Raw genomic sequence first — 18,013 nt, forward strand, 5'->3', positions numbered from 1 at the left:
TCATACATCCATCTTTTTAAACTTTGCACCTAGAAGTGCCATTGAGCTTTTTAAATTGTCACCATCATTATCTAGTTGGGACATTAAGCCATCTTTCATGATTAGAAACCTGTCAGCAAGATCAAAATAATGATCATCGTGAGTTATAACAATCACTAACTTACCTGCATTTTTCATATCCTTAAGTATCTTACGATAAAAAACATCCTTGAATTCAGGGTCTTGATCTGCTGCCCATTCATCTAATAGATATATATCACTATCATTCATAAGGGCAACAAGTAAAGCTAATCGCTTTTTTTGTCCATCTGAAAGGTCAATAGTACTGAACTGTCCATTTTCAAATTTTACTTTATTTTGTAAACCAAGATCAGATAGATACTCATGAACTTTGTCTTTATTATATTCACCGAGCATTTCAGTAAATAGATGAAAGTTTGTGTAAATAGAGCTAATACGCTCTCTTATACTTAGTATATTAAGCTCATCAACTTTTTCATCATTTACAAAAATTTGGCCGGATGTGGGTAAGTAATGATGTGTTATCACCTTACTTAGAGTTGATTTTCCTGAACCATTTCCACCAACTACAAAGATAAGCTCTCCTTTACTTACTTCAAAGCTCAAAGGTCCAATCTTAAAGCTTTCTGGTGAGTTACTGTATGAAAATTCCACATTTTTAAACTTTAAGCTTTCTATGTTACCGATCTCTATTTCGCGTTCAAATTTTTCTTCTTGTATATCATCATACAATGTATTTAGCTTGTCTAAAGCTATTCTCGCAATAGATATTGTCGGAATTTGAGAAATTAACGCGCCTAATGGTCCAGTTGTATAAATAATTACCATTACAGCACTTAAAACCTCTTTATAGTCGATTTCACGATAATTAATCATAACAAATGAAATCGCACCTATTGCCATAAAACCAATTAGATCTCCGATAGCATGCGCTATCTTTCCATAAACAAAACCAATCTTATCATTTCGTGCTGAGGACTTCTCTTGTTTTAGAATTCTATTTTCAATGTAATATTCGCGTTTGTATTCACTTAACTTAAGCTCTTTCGTACCGTCAAGAAGACCTTTAACGCCCGACTGAAAACTATCATACATATTACGAGAATCGGTAAAGTACTTATTAGAAATTATAGTAGGCACCATAATTGTAAAAAAACCAATACAAAATAAAATCAATACATATATCAGTATGTCTATGTTTATAAATGCCAAATACAATAAAAGACCAAGAACACTAATCACGTGCTTAACAATTGTAGGGATTTGTGATGCGCCTGCTACAACGTCATCGATGTCATTAACAATACCTGTAAATATTCTATCTTGACCTACTTTTTCAAAATTCTGTAGGGGACTCTTTGATGCTTTTTTTATCAAATCATTTCTTAGGGAAGATGTTAAATTTATTGAAATTGTTGATAAAATTACCTGTGACAAAGTTCCGAAAACCAGAATTACTCCCATTACTGATAAAAATAATGTAGCGTGCTTAATGTGACTAATTTCTACATCAAAAACACTAGTCATATTCAACGAGTCTGAATTAAAGACAACATCAATCGATAAGAGTGTTAACGGTATAATTGAAGCTTGGAAAATACCTGCGATTATACCTAACACTATAGATGCCGTTACGAGATTAGGTGACATTCTTGAAAACTGAGAAAGTAAGCTCATTATTATTCCTTACCTATTTGCATACATGAGTCATCATCACAATACGTAGACATCGTATTCGTAGAAAAATCTTCAACAAAATTTCTATAAAAGGGACTTAGGGGGTGTCCTGATTGTCCGGGAGCTAGTAGAAAGTAATGCTCTCCTCCATTGTCATCAATACTCATAATCTGTCTAAATGCGGCACTACGCGCTTGATGAAAACCGTCTTTCTTGCTGTACACAGAGCCCGAAACGTTTATAGTATTAACAGAACCTTCTCCAGCTGATCTTGACTCAAAGATCGGTCTGGCCCAAGATAATTGACTAAGTGGGTTATGTTTATAAACAAGGGTATTAAGTTCGCCCCATTTCCAGTTATCAACAGAATTACCTTTTAATTTAATTAACCTTCGAATTACTTTGTCCCAAGCAATTTGCTTTCTCTTGTTACAAGAGTCTTCACACCATATGTCATGGTCTTCAGCAATAATTCTAACAATATCTTTATAGGTTACATTTTCAATCACAGAGTCTAATAAATCATTATTATCTGAGACACCCTGATTATTGTCTAAACCAGAAAAAAGTTCACTTTTCAAATTATAAAGATAAAAGCTATATATCGCACCACCTACACTCTCTTTATTAAAGTTTCCATCCCAGCTTTTTAATGCCTGCAACGCATTACAAGAAATATTACTTTTACATAAAATACCATCAGTAAGTACATTAACATATTTATGTTCGTAACTTTGTGTGTCTTTTAACATATCCTTAAGATAGTCTACCGAAATTTTTTCATTTTTTTTGATTTTATGATTAAGTAACTCGGAAATACGGTTGTAGCGGTCCATTTCTGCAAAACCAGATGAGACATAATCTCCTGATTCAGTTACATCAACTTTCTGGTTTGCGTTTGCCAAAAACCCCACTTCTGGATTAAATGACTTATACATTTTATTGTATGGTATAAAGCCATGCCAGCTATAATCTTCCCATCCAGACTGTATAAATTCACCTTTACCTTTTGTTCTAATAGGAATATGACCGGCAACCAGTTGGCCTATATTTTTGTTATCTATATAAAAAACATTTAGTGCTGGGGCAACTAATCTACTAAAGGCTTCTTTAAATTCCTCCCAATTTTTAGCATAATTAAGTTTATAGAAAGCACTATATGTCGTATCATTATTTGTTAGCGCAACCCATGAAACACTTAAGTTACCCATAGTATTATATCCGGTACTTTCACTAATAAGTGGGCCTTTATTAGTACTTTTTACAACAATATGTATTGGTTCCTTATCATTATTTAAAAATGCAGGTTTCTTTCTGGCAACTTTAATATATTCATCTCTAAGGGTCATATCATGCCATTCACCTTGAAATAAATACTGGTTAGGATTGTTAGGGTTTATTTGCTCAACAAAAATATCTTGAACATCACCCATTAAGCTTGTGCCTCCCCATGCAATATGTTCATTCTTACCAAAAATTACAAAAGGCAATCCAACAAGTGTCATTCCTTGTACTGAAATTTTATCTCCTTGAACCTTTGCATTATAAAATAATGATGGCCCTTGAACTCCAAGATGCGGATCATTGACCAAAGTGGGCTTACCACTTTCCATGTGCCTCCCTGAAACTACCCAGCCATTACTCCCTAAATTTTTACCTCCTAGGTTAAATTGATTGACTAAATCATTCTCAATGGAAAGTAACTCGTGAGTTGTCGCAAAGCTGTTTTCTTTGCTATTTGAATTTAAGGCAAGATTAAAAATAGATTCGTACATTTCTTTTGTTGCAATACCTTTAACTGCACTATTTTTTATTTCATCCCACATATTACCAGCCAATAACATCTGGAATGCTTTCATCCAAGCCAATGAATCTAGTACTTCCCAATATTCAGGTTCAATTCCAAAAAAGTGAAATTCTGGGGGTAGCTCATTCCCTTCTGCCAGCCATGCGTTAATTCCTGAAGTGTAAGCGTAAAGAGACTGAAACTCTTCCGGTGATAGGGTATGATTTTGAAGAGATTCTTTAGCACTATTATATAAACCTATTGTTCTAAGCCATATATCTTGATCTAAAGTATTTTCTCCGAAAATTTCAGAAAGTCTACCTGAACCTATGCGGCGCTGAACCTCAAGTTGCCACATTCTATCAGAGGCATGAGCGTAACCTAACGCATAAAAAGCATTTTTATCCGTTGAGCCATTTATATAAGTGATACCATTTATATCTCTATTTACCTCGGCCATATATCGCCCGTCTGCATCTAAAAGGTATGTGTGATATTCGGGCAATGATTTTGTTATAACTAAAACAAAGTAAGTACAAATAACTAGAATAGGCGCTATCACATAAACTAACATACGAGAAAGGATAGGAAAATTAGAAAAAAACATAAGATCACTTATCAATAGATGAAATAATAATCTCTTTGATTAGTGATGGGCGTTCTGTCAAAAAGAAATGCCCTTCTTCTAAATCAAAGAAAGATGTTTTGTTGTAAAATTTAGACCATAATTCAATATTTTCTGAACTTAAGAAATGATCATAATTGCCGTAAATAATTACCGCTTCAACGCAAAAAGGTCTATCAGGTGCATCCTTATAGAAACTATCTGAGATATTGAAGTCTGCACGAATGGATGGTAAATAGATGTCCATTAATTCCTTATTGTCTAAGATATCATTCGAAGTGCCATTCATAGATTTTAGTAATTCAATAAATTCATCATCTGACATGCCTTTAGATGGCTTTCGCGAAGTCTTGCAGTTTGGCGGCTCACTTGCGCAAAGATAAACTTTACGAGGTAATGGTAACCCTTGTTTTGCTATTTTTTCTATTAGCATGGTAGCCACTTTTGAACCTAAGCTATAACCCATAATATAATATGGTTTATCGAAAGCTCTATCATACTCCAGAGCGCTAAAAGCATACTCCACAAGCTGATCCATAGATTTTAGCGAAGGTTCTCCTATCAGTACTCCTTTGCCCGGAAAATTTATTGCTGATATGTTAAAAATTCCATTAAGCGATTCACTTAATGGAAAATAAACTGATGGAGCTCCACCCGCAAATGGAAAGCAATACAAAGAGTCTAACTCACTTGTATTGCTGAAATGTACAATATTAGACATATAATCTCTTATATAGTTAATGAAAAACCAAAATCATCAGAATCCGCAGAACTCTCTTGACTCTCATTCTTTACATATTTTATATCATCTATATACAATGATATTTTTTTAACAGTTTGCATTTCTAATATTTTATCTAATGAGACTGTAAGTTCATACTCTTTTTTTATAAATTTACTAAATGAGACAGCGTGAATAGAATTTCCGCCCATCTGGTAAAAAGGAGTGTTTATGCCTTTATATTTTTCACCCAATATACTCTTTAAAAACACTGCAATTTCGCCTTCAGTCTTTGTTAAATCAGTGTCTTCTGGACTTTTTAAATCACTATAGAGCTCCTTTAACAATTTTTTGTTAATTTTTCCTGTAGAACTTTTAGGAAAACTGTCGAGTACAATTACATTAGGCTGTAAATAATAAGGTAGTAACCCCAATACTTCTTTCTTATAGTCAATTTTCTCATTTGTTGATAAAAAGAAACAATTCAATACTTTGCTTTCATTGTTGAACATAACAATGAAGTCTTGGACTCCTTTTATTTGACTGATAATACTACTGATCTCTGAAATTGATGTTCTGTATCCGCCCAGTTTTATTTCATCGTCTTTTCGACCGAGATACATTAACTCTCCATCATCATTCCATTTGCCGAAATCTCCAGACTTATACCAATTCTTACTTGTAGAAGGGATGGAATCATCGAGTGTAAAGAATGGATTATTTACCAAATTAGATGCATATCTTGCTACCCCTTCGCCTCCAATGTAAATCTCACCCTCTACACAAGAAGGTAAAACATTACCATTTCTACCGCAAATCATAATTGAAGTCATTGGTAGAGGGGTTCCTATAGGTACTCTACTTGGAACTTTAATGTCTGTATTAATAGCTTTGTATGTTGATAAAACTGTCGCTTCTGTTGGGCCATACGCATTAAATAAAGCCACTTGATCTCCCAAGCGACTCACAAACCTTTCTACAAAATTACTTTTTAACTCCTCACCACAAACCAAAACTAATGCTAGTGATTTAATGCTGTTAATATTATTAGACTCTAAATATAGCAAAAAATGATTGAAAAATGATGTAGTTAAAAGCACAGTCTGAATTTCTTTAGTTTCTATATTTTTAATGAAAACTTCAGGGTCACGACAATCCCCCTCAGGTATAACTAATGTACTATTAGTTGCTAAAGATAAATAAATCTCTTCAACAAAAACATCAAAAGATAAATTGTTGAATTGCAATATCTTCCCTTGCGGCAATTTATAAGCTTTATGTGATGATAGTAATTTGCTCATAAAATTATAATCACTAACTTCAACACCTTTTGGTTTTCCTGTCGATCCTGATGTAAATAATACATACAACAAACTATCTTCTCTACGAAGAGAAAGGTAGTACTCATTATCCCTTGGTTCAACAGTTAACGTCATATCAATAATCATACTGGAATCAAATAAGCCTTTAAGTTTATTTGAAATAGTAAAAACCTTAACTGAATTCGAGATTGAAATAAGATCCTTTACTCGGTCATTGGGTAACGATGGGTCTATAGGAACAAAGGTGCATCCAGCCACAGCTATTCCAAACAACAATAGAAAGTGTGAAATAGAATGTTCACTCTCTAGCGCAACCTTGTCGCCCGACTTAACATCATTCGCATGAAGTGTTGCTGCAATGTTTTTTGCCTTATTCCAAAGTTCAGCATAAGTTATTAAACAACCACCTTGTTCAATGGCGATACAGTCTGGAGTTTTTATAGATTGTTTATAAAGGTATTTTGTTAATGTATTGCCAGATAATTCTGAACAGACCTCATAGTTAAGGTTACCTAGTTCAGCAAGCTCATTGTGTTCATTACTTGTCAGGTACGATATGTCACATAACTTCACCTTATGGTCTTGCTCTACTTGGTATAACATCCCCATAATAGAATCAACAAAATAAGAGATATCCTTTTTGGTGAAATATCCACAATTGTAATCAATTTCAAATCGAATTGAGTCTCTACCATGCTGATCCCATACATTGAATTTTAATGGCGCCTGACTATGATTGTTAGGAAAATAAATCATCTCAACAGCATTGTCTTGATTGTCAACAAGATTTTTAACCTTAATATAATTAAAATAGAACTGGCTAATACCTTCACTGACACCAAGTTCACGCATAATTTTATTAATTCCTATCTTTCCAATATTTGCAAGTCTAAACCTCTCCTTCTGTAATTGAATGTTTTGATTAACAAGTTCATCAAAACTAGATATGTTATTAAGATCAACTATTAAGGGAGACTCTCCTACGAATACCCCAATTTTATTTTTATCTTTATGTTGTCGGCGATTATGAAATGTTTCTGTAACAAGAAAGCTTTTCGAATCAAACCTTAATGCAACAGCTGCTGAAAATGCCGCCCTGAGCTGTTGTGAAAAGTCCCATCCAGTTTTCTTGTTAATATCATTAAGTAAAGCAAGTTGTTCTTTACTAAGCTGGACCGTTAATCGTGAGCTATTTTTACTTGCGCTTTCATTAGAAATTATCTTATCAATGTCAGAATTACTTCCGAGTTTTGCTTGCCAATATTGTACGGACTTATTGTGCTTTTTAGAGTTCTTACCTTCTAAATTCCGCTTTACCGAAGATTGCCAATCTTCATCTTTATCTAACTCATTATGAAAAATTGCTTTAACCATACTATGAGACCAAAGCCCAAACCCATAGCCATCTATTGCTATATGGTGCATTAGACCAACAAAGTAAAACCGACTTTCATCAACTTGAATAACATAGGCTTTAAAGAGAGAATCATCAGTCAACTTTATAGGTGTATGAAAATCATTCTGAATGAACAACTTGGCGTCATCATCAGAATATTTGTTGTTTCGAAAATCCAATAGTTGTAAGGAGTCATCAACTGTATCACTTAGATATTGCAATGGAGAATCCCCCTTGCAATCTATTTTTAATCTAAAAATATCATGGTTAGATACAATTTCTTTATGGGCACGTAAAATTGTCTGAAAATCAACATTTTCGAGAATTAGTGCTCCACCGATATTAAATTGTGGCGAATTTTTATTTACCAATGCTTCATAATAAATATCATTTTGTGATATTGAAAGCTCAAAGCTATTGTTGCTCATTGTCTTCATCCCCTAAAAAATGATTTCTTTACGACAAAAAGCTCGTTCAGTTTTTACTCCATTACCATTGCCGTAATCAACCATACTCTGTGACTGTACAATTTGCTCAGAGTCATCTGAATAATCAATTCCCATAAAATAGCTATAAGCTTTTTCCATACCAAGCGCGTAAATAACGATTTCTTTAGGGTTAAAAGTTTTAGACATCATTTTTGCTTTTTGAAAGTCAGAACCATTTAATCTTCGAGATTCTTTGACTTCTTGAGGAATAAATTGTGTCGTTAATGCTCCATATAACCATGTGTAAGGAGCTCCAACACACTCCATTCCTATAGCGAGCATATCAAGTTCACCCGTAATTTTTTTGATATGCTGATACATTTCGGGCTCTAAGTTTGAAGAGTCGGCACCGAAATAGCAACGTTTGCCTAATGCTTCAATAAACCATGCTGATTTAGAACGAATATTTAAATCTCCATGTTCGCCTAAAAAAGGAATAGCTCTGATATGGCCCTCATTATTAGGCAGGTTTATTCTTTCCATATCTTCAACTTCAATTACATTGAAATCTAATTTTTGGAGCATTAATTTCAAAGAAGGGTCAAAGAGAGAGCCCCCGTTATTCTTAGGAACTACAATTGTTTCAATTCGGTCGCGAATTTGTAGGAGTGTTTCAATATTTACGTGGTCTTGATGGCTATGTGTGAGCAACACATAGTTTATTGAAGCCGGTAATTCAGAGTAGCCTATTAAGTCTTCATCATCACGCTGATTGTTAACAGCTATAACAGGATCAATAAGTATCGACGTATTATTAGTTTCAATGAGAAATCCTGCGTGGCCAGTGTATTGTATTCTAACTCCAGAATGTGGCGCGATATGTCTATTTATTGGCTCATCTTTTGTAAATAACTCATTTACAGAAAGTCCACCGCTCTGTTCTACGCCTTCAAGGATTTCATCTAATTCTTGTTTCGAAATCGGATCAAATCGAGATTTTAAAAGTCGTCTAAGTTTAGGATTATTGAAGCTCAAATTGAGATGTAAGTGATTATCATCTGCTAACCTTGGGGTTGAGAAAACAAATGGCCTATTTTCTACTTTTTCCATACTACCAAACAATACTGATTGCAATTCCTCTTTATAAAGATCGCTCTCATATAATAATGATTCTATAATACGATATGAAGCATTGTGATTTTGATCAACGAATAACTCTACATACCCTTTAAGTATTTGTGGAACCTTACAATAAAGATCTTCAATTGATTCGTTTTTATTATGCTCTAAAAGTAAGTTTTCTAAGTCAGAGATCGCATTTGCAGCCTCAATTAAGTCACTTTTATTTATTTCCATATCATCAATTAATGATTTAATATCCGCAAGTTGTTCTTTAGAGCAGTTGACAAATTCTCCGCCTACCATTTCTGTACTTTGTTTAGCTAGCATATGAAGCTTATAATTTTTTACAAATGACATCATAAGTCTGCGATGATTCTTAACCATGTTTCTTGCAAACGTTAGTGGTTGAATGAGGTATGGCCATGCGTACCAATGGTTACATAATGGTTCAATATAGACTTCAGGCTTTAAGTAAAACTTATCTGACATACTTCCTCGCAAAACAGTTATGTGTGGGGCACTGATATGCCCATTAATTAGTTAAAATTTAATTCAACAACTCATTATCCAATTTTCTAATGCGAATAGCTTCTCTAATCTATAGATAATTGGCTTGTTAAGTTGATATTGATATAGCGGCACCTGCATCACTATCATTTTCTAAAGCAGAAAAGGAGAAGTTAAATCACCCTGAAATTATTAGCTCTTTAGCGAAACATAGTTAGAAATAAAAGCTTTATAAACTATCTTTTTATGTTATTTATCCGAATTAGCTTTCGCTTTATAACAATCTCATTACTTGCTTTATTGCTAATAATTTTACAACTACTAAAGATAATTGCAATGTAAATAAAGATTATAAATGGCCAAAATTAATCGCTATCGATGTGAACTTACATGTACGATTGACTGCAATAGATAACGTTAAATACGGAAAACAAACTGCGCCAATATTCAAAAATTCAGAAATAAAAAGGCCGGTATTAAACCAGCCTAAGTTAGATCTACTTTAACCAACAAACGTAAAGTGTTATAAATTATTCATGACTGGGAAATAGAGTATCCAGAAGCGAATTTGAATAATCTTTGCCGCTAAGAGAGTCCAAAGTTGCTTTACAAATTTTTCTTGCCAGAGAAAAAGACAATGACGCTGTTGATGATAAGCGTTGTAAGACGATAGAAATTTCTCTGATAGTAGAAACTTCAGATAAAACATCGTTAGCTTCAGTAATAGCCTCAAATATATCAACTTTAAGTTCGCTCAAAGTAGCTTCATTCAAGAAATCGGGACCAAAACACTGTGCATTTCTTAATACCATTATTAGTGACTGTATCTTACTAATTGTCATTGATGTCATATCAGCCATCGTGGCTGAATTTTTGTCATCGAAAATTAGGTCAAAAAAATTAAGACTAGAAGAAACAGTTTCCTGAGAGTAAAAAAGCTTAAGCTGGTTTAACAGACCACTGAGAGAACGCTCGTATTTTTTTAATTCTGAATTTGGTATTGTCACGACTTCCCTTGAACGTTATGTTGATTGTATTTCTTAATCCATTATACCTAAAAGTGCGATATAGTAAAGTACCAAACAGCACTTTTAGGTAGTTAAAAAGTATTATTTATTAATGTAGAATGAATTCAAGTGTACCCTTTAATTTAACAGAACTAAATTGCTGGCCACCTTCATGGAGAATACCATCATAAGAAAGGACTAGAGGATAAGGGATATGCTCATAAAACAATTCCTTTGTAACTCCAACTTTGTCCATATTTTTGAATCTTGGCTCATTATGGTAATCTACATAATAGCCTGTAGATGTCTCATAGACATTAAATTCTTTTGATTTCTCTGGTAATCCAAGCGACAATATAAGCTCATTTTCAGTCATACCATATGCTACTTTTTTGGCCTTAACCGCTTCTTTAAATTCATCTCGCACTGAATCTAATTCATTTAACGAAGATAAGCCCGAACGTAAACCCGGCAAATATCCTTCTTGGCCATTGTGAATAACTTTAATTCTGTAATCAGAAACATGTCTATCATTGAAGGCAAACGGGATATGTTGAACATCTAATACATCCACCTTTGAAAATGGAGGTAGTACAGATTTCTTTTCGTAAAACTTATCTACGAAGTACATCGGTAAATACGTATTGGCTTTTACATACATGTTACCTACAAACGATTCTAGGTCTGAAACCTCATACATCTCAGAATGATGAACAAATACACCCAATGTGCTTTCAACTTCATATAGATTAATTACACCATTATCAAATGAGCTTAAGTCATTATAGTAATGCGAAAAATCATTATGTCCGATCTGCATAAAAATTGGTTTGCAATTATCTGCTATTCCACTAAACACATCCACTTTATCTAAAACCTGACCGGTGTAATTATTGACACCTGCCCCTAGCCTTGATTTATGACTATCCATTTTAAAAACAGCTTTACGTCCAAAGTACTCCGACTTTTTTAGTAGGTGTTGACCATCAGCATCACTAGAAAAGTACCGGTACACATTTAAAGATGATTTAATAGGATCAGCAGCTGGCGCTTTGTCTGTTGTTGTAAATTCAATAACAGTCCCATCAATTTTATCAAATCCACAAACCTCAGGAGAGGCGTATATATTAAATGACGTTGCTAATACCAAAGCGCTAGTAAGCATAGTAATTTTCATAACGATTTTACCCTATTTTTTTAATGATCTGATGACCATCAATGATTGTAATATTATTTTGTTCTGCAAACTCAATTGCCGGTTTAGTGAATGTCGATGATGTAATAATCATAACTCCAGTCAGTTTCATTGACTCTTTACCAGAATTGAAAACTCCCAGCATTTCACGGACGATATTTACAGCAACTTTATTCTTTGGACTGTAGTGTTTTACTTGTACAGCGACTTTTTCTTTCTTTCTTGTAATAATTAAGTCAATTCCACCATCAGCTTGATTCCCTCCAAACTCATGCACCTTGTAACCTAACTCTCTAAAGTATTGAGCTGAAAACTTCTCGAACGTATCCCACTTCATATGATATAGGCCCTTTTTCTTCCTTGCCTCCTTTAATAAATGTCTTTTTCTTGTCCTTGAAAATACAAATTTTATAACAAAAAGCATTATTGCAATAGAAGACCAAAAATAATATAGATATGGTTTCCCGGACAGACCTTCAACGATTGGCATTAGGCCCAAGATTGGACGCAAAATATCTTCAAACATAATTAACTCAAATTACTCAATAAAAAATCTTATAAAATTTGCATAAGAACAGCATGTAAATATAATAGCACCAGACAAAATGAAAGGTCTAACTTAAATGAGATTTTATTTAGAAAGTGATATCAACATAACCCAAAGTCTTTACTATATATGCGATAGAGTACATAAAACTAAGTGTAAATTTACGTCTAAAGATACAGCTAAAACGGTTCTAGATGTAATGAATAACACTGAGGTTTGTGAAATTTCTGTGGAAACAAATAAAGATAATGGTGAAATCACACTAAGTAAACATCTAAGATGCGCGTTTAATTTGCTGGTCTGTAAGTACAGACTGGGCAAGCCTTTGAAGAAAGAAATGCTTGTGAGCTCAACGATCAGAATTAACTCTTTGATTGAGATTAATTTTAATGAAATGAAACTGAGCATTAACGGACTAAAAAAAGATATTAGCTGTATTGAAACATTAGAAGATATTTTTCAATTAATTAAATAAAGTAAGGTTAACTATATGAACAATCATAGATCAAATACTGGAAAGAAAAAGCCATCATCACGATTCAACATGGTACGAAAAAAATATACCGGGCGAAAAATCCAAAGTACAAACAAGTACAAATTAGCATTTAGAACACTTGAAAAGCTACTTCCTCGAGTGTTTAATCTCCACAAACCTAAACCTTTATCTCTTGGTATCCGTGAAGACATCATCAATCTAAACCTCGGAATTTCAAATCGAACTATCCGTAGTGCCCTACACTTCTATTGTAATAGCTACCAGTATTTGGGTTCAATTAGAGAAGGCGTTAGCCGAATCGACACTTCAGGTAAGCCTACAAGTGCCGTAATTAGCAAAGAAGAGCAAGCTGCCGCATATGAACGATGCCAGCAAGTTTATAAAACAATTAAAGAAAACAATAAAAGAAAGAAGATGTTACAAAAATAACATTAAAATAAAAAAGCCCCCAACAATATTTATTGCTGGGGGCTTTTAGCATTCAATGTCGAAATCGTAATTCGGTCTAATTAGAAATTAATTGCTTAATTGAACCAACCATTTTAGGGGAAATTTTAACGATATATCGGCCACCAACGATAAATGTCGGAGTACCTTCAACTTCAGGGACTTTAAATTTCATCGCATGCGCCCAGATTTCATCTCGCTCCGCAGAATTCATCTTTTCTTTTACTAGTTCATAATCCAAATAGTATTTTGAGAAGAAATCAGTCATTTCTTCTTCATTAAATCGATCCAATCCTTGTTTTTGAACAGACAGCATATAATCTCTTCCAACTTCTTTGCCAACATCAAGTTGCTCTAAAGCAGCATAAATATTGAAATCAAAAGCCCAAGTATTTCTTTCTGAAGGGTAATGCACTTTATTGAATGACCAGCCATTTAATTTAGACTGTTCTGCAATAGTATCAACTAGATGCATCTCTACATTTAAACAATGCCCACAGCCATACCAAAATAATTCTGTAATGTCATTATAACTGACACCTTCGATTGGTTTACTTAGCTTTATAAAATCAATGCCTTCGACTAAATTGCCATAATTTTTTGATTCAGTTATCGATTCAGATGTATCATTCTGAGTCGTTGCGGTTACAGCATCATTACAGCCAACCACTGACAATAAGATAGCCGGAATAATTGATGTTTTTGCGAATAAAGATAATTTAGCTTTCATGTCTTTCCTTATGTTTACTTTAAAAATTGAATTTCAATTACGTTACATTTAGTCGTATTAACGTCAGTGTATTTTGAGCAAATATTAGCTTTTGTGTTAACAAATACATCCTTAAATGATTTATCTAACATTTCTGTCAATTCGTCCGGGACAATCTCCTCATTTGAAGATACTCTCACACTTAAGCTTTTTGTATCTTCAGGAAAATTCGACAGAATTCTCTGATAATCATTTAAATACAAACTAAAGTCGCTTGCAAGAAATGCTACTCTAACAACATTATTGTTATTAACAGAAAGAAATGCGCCGTATCCCTCGAGTTGATGAGCAGACTCAATTACTCTGCTTTTTTGATATTCTTCATATCCATTTGAATTAATTGTTTCTGCATGAAGATTGCAATTAACTAAAATTACAGCTGTTGTTAATAGAGGCAATAGCCGTTTCATATAAAAACCTTAGTCACTTCTCTAAAATAGTCATAATAGCATACAGTGCGATCTAACAAATGCAAGTAAAATGCTAACGAAAGTCGCCATGTCACTAACTAAGCCTAAATATGTTAAAATGATACAATAGGTCAGGCTTCAAGTTGCGAGTAATAAAATGTTTTTTTTTCTTGATTTAGCTATCCTGAAATATATGATATGTCACTCTAGAAATGACTAATTTATGAGGTTTATATGGGTATTAGCAAGTTAAATAAAAAAGCAATTAGCAATAAACTTAAAGTTTACGATATCTTAGCTGCGGTTTTATCGGTGATTGTAAGCGCGTACTTACTGTATACAGATGGTCTTGTGACAACTACGTATTGGTCGTTAGGATTTACATTTCTTGCTGTAGTTGTTGCATTCATCAATCCAGCAAAGAAAATTAATGAATATATGCTTAAAAAGCAAACCGGACAATTTTAGATGCAATATGAACAGTCTTTATTTCGTATTCAAGGGAGTAAGCTAAAGCTTCTCCCTAAAATCGAAACCATATCGAATAGGATTCAACGTAAACACAAACCTTCGGTTTGGGTAGAGCCGTTTATGGGGAGCGGTGTGGTTGGATTTAATTTAGCTAAAGGTCCCGCCCATTTTTATGATGTAAACCCTTATTTGGTCTCATTTTTTAATATGATAAAAGATGGTAGTCTTAGTTTACAAGATTTAAGAAATCGACTCTTACATGAAAAGCGAATTATGAATGCAAGAGGTGGCGAATACTATTATGAATTAAGAGAAAGATTCAATAAGGACCGCTGTCCTTTAGACTTTTTTATCATAAACAGAACTAATCATAATGGCCTAATAAGATTTTCACAAAAAAAGAACAATTTTAATGCACCATACGGCCGAGATGACAATAAGCTTACTTTAAGTTTGATAGAATCTTTATGTGACCGTTTTGTATTCGTCAAAAAACAGATTGATGCCTACGGATGGGAATTTTCGTGTAGTGATTACAATACTGTTTTAGAAAGCATAAAAGATCAAAAAGATTTCCTTATCTTTATGGATCCTCCTTATATTGAAAGGAATGCTACTTATATGACCAAATGGGATGAAATTCAAGAAAGAAACTTACTTAACCTTTCTATTCAACAATCAAGCCCATTACTTCTTACTACTTGGATAGAAAAGGCCGACAAAAGCCAAAAGAACAGTTTCTTTAAAGAGTGGAAAAAGCAGTTTAGATATACAAAATCAGATCATAAATATCTAATGAGTGGTATAGCTTCAGAAAGTAACAGTTTTAAAATAAAAGAAGCTATTTTGTACAGTGGTTTATAGGAGCGAATTAAGATGGATTTAAAAAGCATTATTTTACGTAATCCTCATGGCGAACCCCACCCAGATTCTAGAACACGAACCGTTCTCCAACTTTTGATTGATAGAGGTATTACACCGGATATAGGTTGCGGTGAAGGCATGTGTGGTATGTGTAAATGTAAGCTAGTTAAGGGTGAAGTAGAACATACTGATGACACCATTGCTTTGCTAAAGCCTGATGAAATAGTTCCCTGCACAGCGTCTATCAAAAGTAAAGAAATTGAGATAAAATTTGAACCATAAAAATGTGAAATAACTCAGTATTTTGTTGATATTAAATATTTAGATGATATATTAACGTCGAATTTTCACAATGACTGAGGCTGCGGTGTTAACGGTTTTAAAACAACAACTTAAAAATAGATTAATAGATATCTTTTCTCATAAAGATGAAGCTCGTCAGTCATTCTTATTGATAGATGAGTTAAAAGCCCAGAATATCTCTGTTATTAGTGTAGACAATGATGGGAATATTACGTCTTTTTCATCACAATCCAAAACGTTACAAGAAAAATATGCTGCTTTAGAAAAGCCTATTTCTTATCATAACTATTTACTTTCTTGTAACTTTGATTTGCAAGAAAGTAACAAAGATGTCATATACTCTCTTGTTACAGAACAAGAAAGCTTTAAAGTCTCTGTTAAAAAAGGTGAGCAGTCAAAATTTATTATTATTAATAGTACGGACGAAAAACCGGCTGACAATATTCCTAATATCTCAAGACACTACGATGAGCTAACTTCTGTCTATAGTAGATATCACTTTACAGAAATTCTAGAGTCTAAAATAGAAAAGCCAGAGTCAAACACAACTCTTGCGCTTATTGACATCAACAACTTCAAAATAATTAATGACTCAGCGGGTTTTGAAGTCGGTGATGTTATTCTCATGGAATTATCATCAATAATTAGAGGAATTGCTGCTGAGGATGATACAGTTGGTCGTTTAAGCGGTGATGAGTTTGTAATTTTATTCAACAATAAAGAAGTTAGTTACGTCGAATCAAAAATACAAGAACTGTATACTTTGATTAATAGCTATAAGCTATCTCACTACGAAACAAAGTTAGGGGTCTCAGTTAGTATTGGCATAGTCGATATTGGTCTCAACACCCTAGTTAAAAGTGCCGCTAGCGCTTTACAGTTTGCTGACTATGCTGCTATGACAGCAAAAAAAAATGGATTTATGTTTCAAACATATACTGAAAGTAATGATGACATTATCTTTTTTAAAGAGGCCCCTATATGGATAGAACGTATTAGATCTGCCATTGAATATAATCATTTCGAGTTGTTCGCTCAGGAAATTAGACCTGTAAATCCTAACAATGAGATCAGACATGCTGAACTCTTAATTAGAATGAAAGACGGTAAAGGTGGCCACTATCCTCCTGCCATGTTTTTTGAAGTGGCAGAAAAATTCAACCTAATGCTTGAAATCGATGAATGGGTCGTTATTGAAGCATTTAAATGGAATGGCGCTCATCAGGATTTAAGCGCTCTCTCAATAAATTTGTCTGCTGAATCAATAAACAACACCCTATTTGTTGATAAAATCATAAGCTATGCAAAACAATTTAATGTTAACCCACAAAGTATCATTTTCGAGGTAACTGAGACTGTTGCTATTGATGACTTTAATAAAGTTTTAAAGAATGTGACAAACCTTAAAACCTTTGGTTTTAAGATCTCACTAGATGATTTTGGTAGTGGTTATTCGACTCTGACATATTTACAGAATATTGATGCAGACTTTTTAAAGATTGACGGTGTATTTATAGAAAACATTCAAAACTCAGCTAAAGATCAATCTATTGTTGCCAGTGTGGTGAAAATGGCTCATTCTTTAAATATGAAGTGTATAGCTGAGTTTGTCTCATGTTATGAAGCCGAAATATTACTCAAAGAGTTGGGCGTAGATTACGTGCAAGGGTTTGGCGTCCATAAACCAGAATTAGGAAAGAACTGGTTAAATATCTAACGCCATTTTAAGGGTTGTAACATTAGCATTAGGGGAAGTCTGCTCTAATGCTAATGTGAACTACTCGGAGCTAAAGCTCGCGAGCTTCCAAGATAGTAGCCTAAGCTACTAACCTTTCTTTTTTGACGCTTCGTTGGACACTGCTAATCGAGCTTTTGGCTCGGCTAGTCTTACGATTGCCT

Annotated in this window: 16 protein-coding genes; 6 read left to right on the top strand and 10 right to left on the bottom strand. The window is 33.7% G+C overall.

The window, feature by feature from the left end; all coding sequences use genetic code 11:
• From L1267_RS17035 to L1267_RS17070, 8 genes are all read right to left on the bottom strand, one after another.
• Complete coding sequence (locus tag L1267_RS17035; protein ID WP_235383551.1) at window positions 1-1,698, bottom strand: cyclic peptide export ABC transporter; 1,698 nt, start codon at window positions 1,696-1,698, stop codon at window positions 1-3.
• A 2-nt stretch (window positions 1,699-1,700) separates the two neighbouring features.
• Window positions 1,701-3,944, bottom strand: coding sequence for a penicillin acylase family protein (locus L1267_RS17040; RefSeq protein WP_235383552.1), 2,244 nt, complete (start codon window positions 3,942-3,944; stop codon window positions 1,701-1,703).
• Between the two features lie 151 nt (window positions 3,945-4,095).
• Window positions 4,096-4,830, bottom strand: a complete 735-nt coding sequence (locus L1267_RS17045; RefSeq protein WP_235383553.1) for a thioesterase II family protein — start codon at window positions 4,828-4,830, stop codon at window positions 4,096-4,098.
• 8 nt (window positions 4,831-4,838) lie between these two features.
• Window positions 4,839-7,976: an AMP-binding protein gene (locus L1267_RS17050; protein WP_235383554.1), complete on the bottom strand. Its 3,138-nt coding sequence runs from the start codon at window positions 7,974-7,976 to the stop codon at window positions 4,839-4,841.
• Window positions 7,977-7,988: 12 nt separating this feature from the next.
• Window positions 7,989-9,587: an MBL fold metallo-hydrolase gene (locus L1267_RS17055; RefSeq protein WP_235383555.1), complete on the bottom strand. Its 1,599-nt coding sequence runs from the start codon at window positions 9,585-9,587 to the stop codon at window positions 7,989-7,991.
• Between the two features lie 548 nt (window positions 9,588-10,135).
• Window positions 10,136-10,612 carry a hypothetical protein gene (locus L1267_RS17060; RefSeq protein ID WP_235383556.1) on the bottom strand — a complete coding sequence of 159 codons (477 nt, stop codon included), beginning with the start codon at window positions 10,610-10,612 and terminating at the stop codon, window positions 10,136-10,138.
• 109 nt (window positions 10,613-10,721) lie between these two features.
• A complete protein-coding gene (locus L1267_RS17065) occupies window positions 10,722-11,789 on the bottom strand; it encodes a hypothetical protein (protein WP_235383557.1) in 1,068 nt (355 codons plus the stop codon).
• Between the two features lie 7 nt (window positions 11,790-11,796).
• A complete protein-coding gene (locus L1267_RS17070) occupies window positions 11,797-12,333 on the bottom strand; it encodes a restriction endonuclease (protein WP_235383558.1) in 537 nt (178 codons plus the stop codon).
• Window positions 12,334-12,430: 97 nt separating this feature from the next.
• Between L1267_RS17070 and L1267_RS17075 the strand changes: the two genes are divergently transcribed.
• Window positions 12,431-12,829, top strand: coding sequence for a hypothetical protein (locus tag L1267_RS17075; protein WP_235383559.1), 399 nt, complete (start codon window positions 12,431-12,433; stop codon window positions 12,827-12,829).
• A gap of 15 nt (window positions 12,830-12,844) precedes the next feature.
• Window positions 12,845-13,279, top strand: coding sequence for a ProQ/FinO family protein (locus tag L1267_RS17080; RefSeq protein WP_235383560.1), 435 nt, complete (start codon window positions 12,845-12,847; stop codon window positions 13,277-13,279).
• Between the two features lie 76 nt (window positions 13,280-13,355).
• On the opposite strand, the gene L1267_RS17085 is transcribed toward L1267_RS17080, so the two are convergent.
• Window positions 13,356-14,027, bottom strand: coding sequence for a hypothetical protein (locus L1267_RS17085; protein WP_235383561.1), 672 nt, complete (start codon window positions 14,025-14,027; stop codon window positions 13,356-13,358).
• Between the two features lie 14 nt (window positions 14,028-14,041).
• Window positions 14,042-14,476: a hypothetical protein gene (locus L1267_RS17090; RefSeq protein WP_235383562.1), complete on the bottom strand. Its 435-nt coding sequence runs from the start codon at window positions 14,474-14,476 to the stop codon at window positions 14,042-14,044.
• 234 nt (window positions 14,477-14,710) lie between these two features.
• Between L1267_RS17090 and L1267_RS17095 the strand changes: the two genes are divergently transcribed.
• From L1267_RS17095 to L1267_RS17110, 4 genes are all read left to right on the top strand, one after another.
• Window positions 14,711-14,944, top strand: a complete 234-nt coding sequence (locus L1267_RS17095) for a hypothetical protein (protein WP_235383563.1) — start codon at window positions 14,711-14,713, stop codon at window positions 14,942-14,944.
• A complete protein-coding gene (locus tag L1267_RS17100) occupies window positions 14,945-15,811 on the top strand; it encodes a Dam family site-specific DNA-(adenine-N6)-methyltransferase (RefSeq protein ID WP_235383564.1) in 867 nt (288 codons plus the stop codon).
• Window positions 15,812-15,823: 12 nt separating this feature from the next.
• Window positions 15,824-16,093: a 2Fe-2S iron-sulfur cluster-binding protein gene (locus L1267_RS17105; RefSeq protein WP_235383565.1), complete on the top strand. Its 270-nt coding sequence runs from the start codon at window positions 15,824-15,826 to the stop codon at window positions 16,091-16,093.
• A 70-nt stretch (window positions 16,094-16,163) separates the two neighbouring features.
• A complete protein-coding gene (locus L1267_RS17110) occupies window positions 16,164-17,831 on the top strand; it encodes a putative bifunctional diguanylate cyclase/phosphodiesterase (RefSeq protein WP_235383566.1) in 1,668 nt (555 codons plus the stop codon).
• Window positions 17,832-18,013 lie beyond the last annotated feature (182 nt).

The sequence above is a fragment of the Pseudoalteromonas sp. OFAV1 genome (genome assembly GCF_021532595.1).
Classification (GTDB): Bacteria; Pseudomonadota; Gammaproteobacteria; order Enterobacterales; family Alteromonadaceae; genus Pseudoalteromonas; species Pseudoalteromonas lipolytica_C.

Bases quoted from the DNA above. Each gene is read 5' to 3' on its own strand.
- L1267_RS17050 (WP_235383554.1), bottom strand. From the start codon at position 7,976: ATGAGCAACAATAGCTTTGAGCTTTCAATATCACAAAATGATATTTAT.
- L1267_RS17075 (WP_235383559.1), top strand. From the start codon at position 12,431: ATGAGATTTTATTTAGAAAGTGATATCAACATAACCCAAAGTCTTTAC.
- L1267_RS17105 (WP_235383565.1), top strand. From the start codon at position 15,824: ATGGATTTAAAAAGCATTATTTTACGTAATCCTCATGGCGAACCCCAC.
- L1267_RS17085 (WP_235383561.1), bottom strand. From the start codon at position 14,027: ATGAAAGCTAAATTATCTTTATTCGCAAAAACATCAATTATTCCGGCT.
- L1267_RS17065 (WP_235383557.1), bottom strand. From the start codon at position 11,789: ATGAAAATTACTATGCTTACTAGCGCTTTGGTATTAGCAACGTCATTT.
- L1267_RS17080 (WP_235383560.1), top strand. From the start codon at position 12,845: ATGAACAATCATAGATCAAATACTGGAAAGAAAAAGCCATCATCACGA.
- L1267_RS17040 (WP_235383552.1), bottom strand. From the start codon at position 3,944: ATGGCCGAGGTAAATAGAGATATAAATGGTATCACTTATATAAATGGC.
- L1267_RS17035 (WP_235383551.1), bottom strand. From the start codon at position 1,698: ATGAGCTTACTTTCTCAGTTTTCAAGAATGTCACCTAATCTCGTAACG.
- L1267_RS17045 (WP_235383553.1), bottom strand. From the start codon at position 4,830: ATGTCTAATATTGTACATTTCAGCAATACAAGTGAGTTAGACTCTTTG.
- L1267_RS17090 (WP_235383562.1), bottom strand. From the start codon at position 14,476: ATGAAACGGCTATTGCCTCTATTAACAACAGCTGTAATTTTAGTTAAT.
- L1267_RS17070 (WP_235383558.1), bottom strand. From the start codon at position 12,333: ATGTTTGAAGATATTTTGCGTCCAATCTTGGGCCTAATGCCAATCGTT.
- L1267_RS17100 (WP_235383564.1), top strand. From the start codon at position 14,945: ATGCAATATGAACAGTCTTTATTTCGTATTCAAGGGAGTAAGCTAAAG.
- L1267_RS17110 (WP_235383566.1), top strand. From the start codon at position 16,164: ATGACTGAGGCTGCGGTGTTAACGGTTTTAAAACAACAACTTAAAAAT.
- L1267_RS17055 (WP_235383555.1), bottom strand. From the start codon at position 9,587: ATGTCAGATAAGTTTTACTTAAAGCCTGAAGTCTATATTGAACCATTA.
- L1267_RS17095 (WP_235383563.1), top strand. From the start codon at position 14,711: ATGGGTATTAGCAAGTTAAATAAAAAAGCAATTAGCAATAAACTTAAA.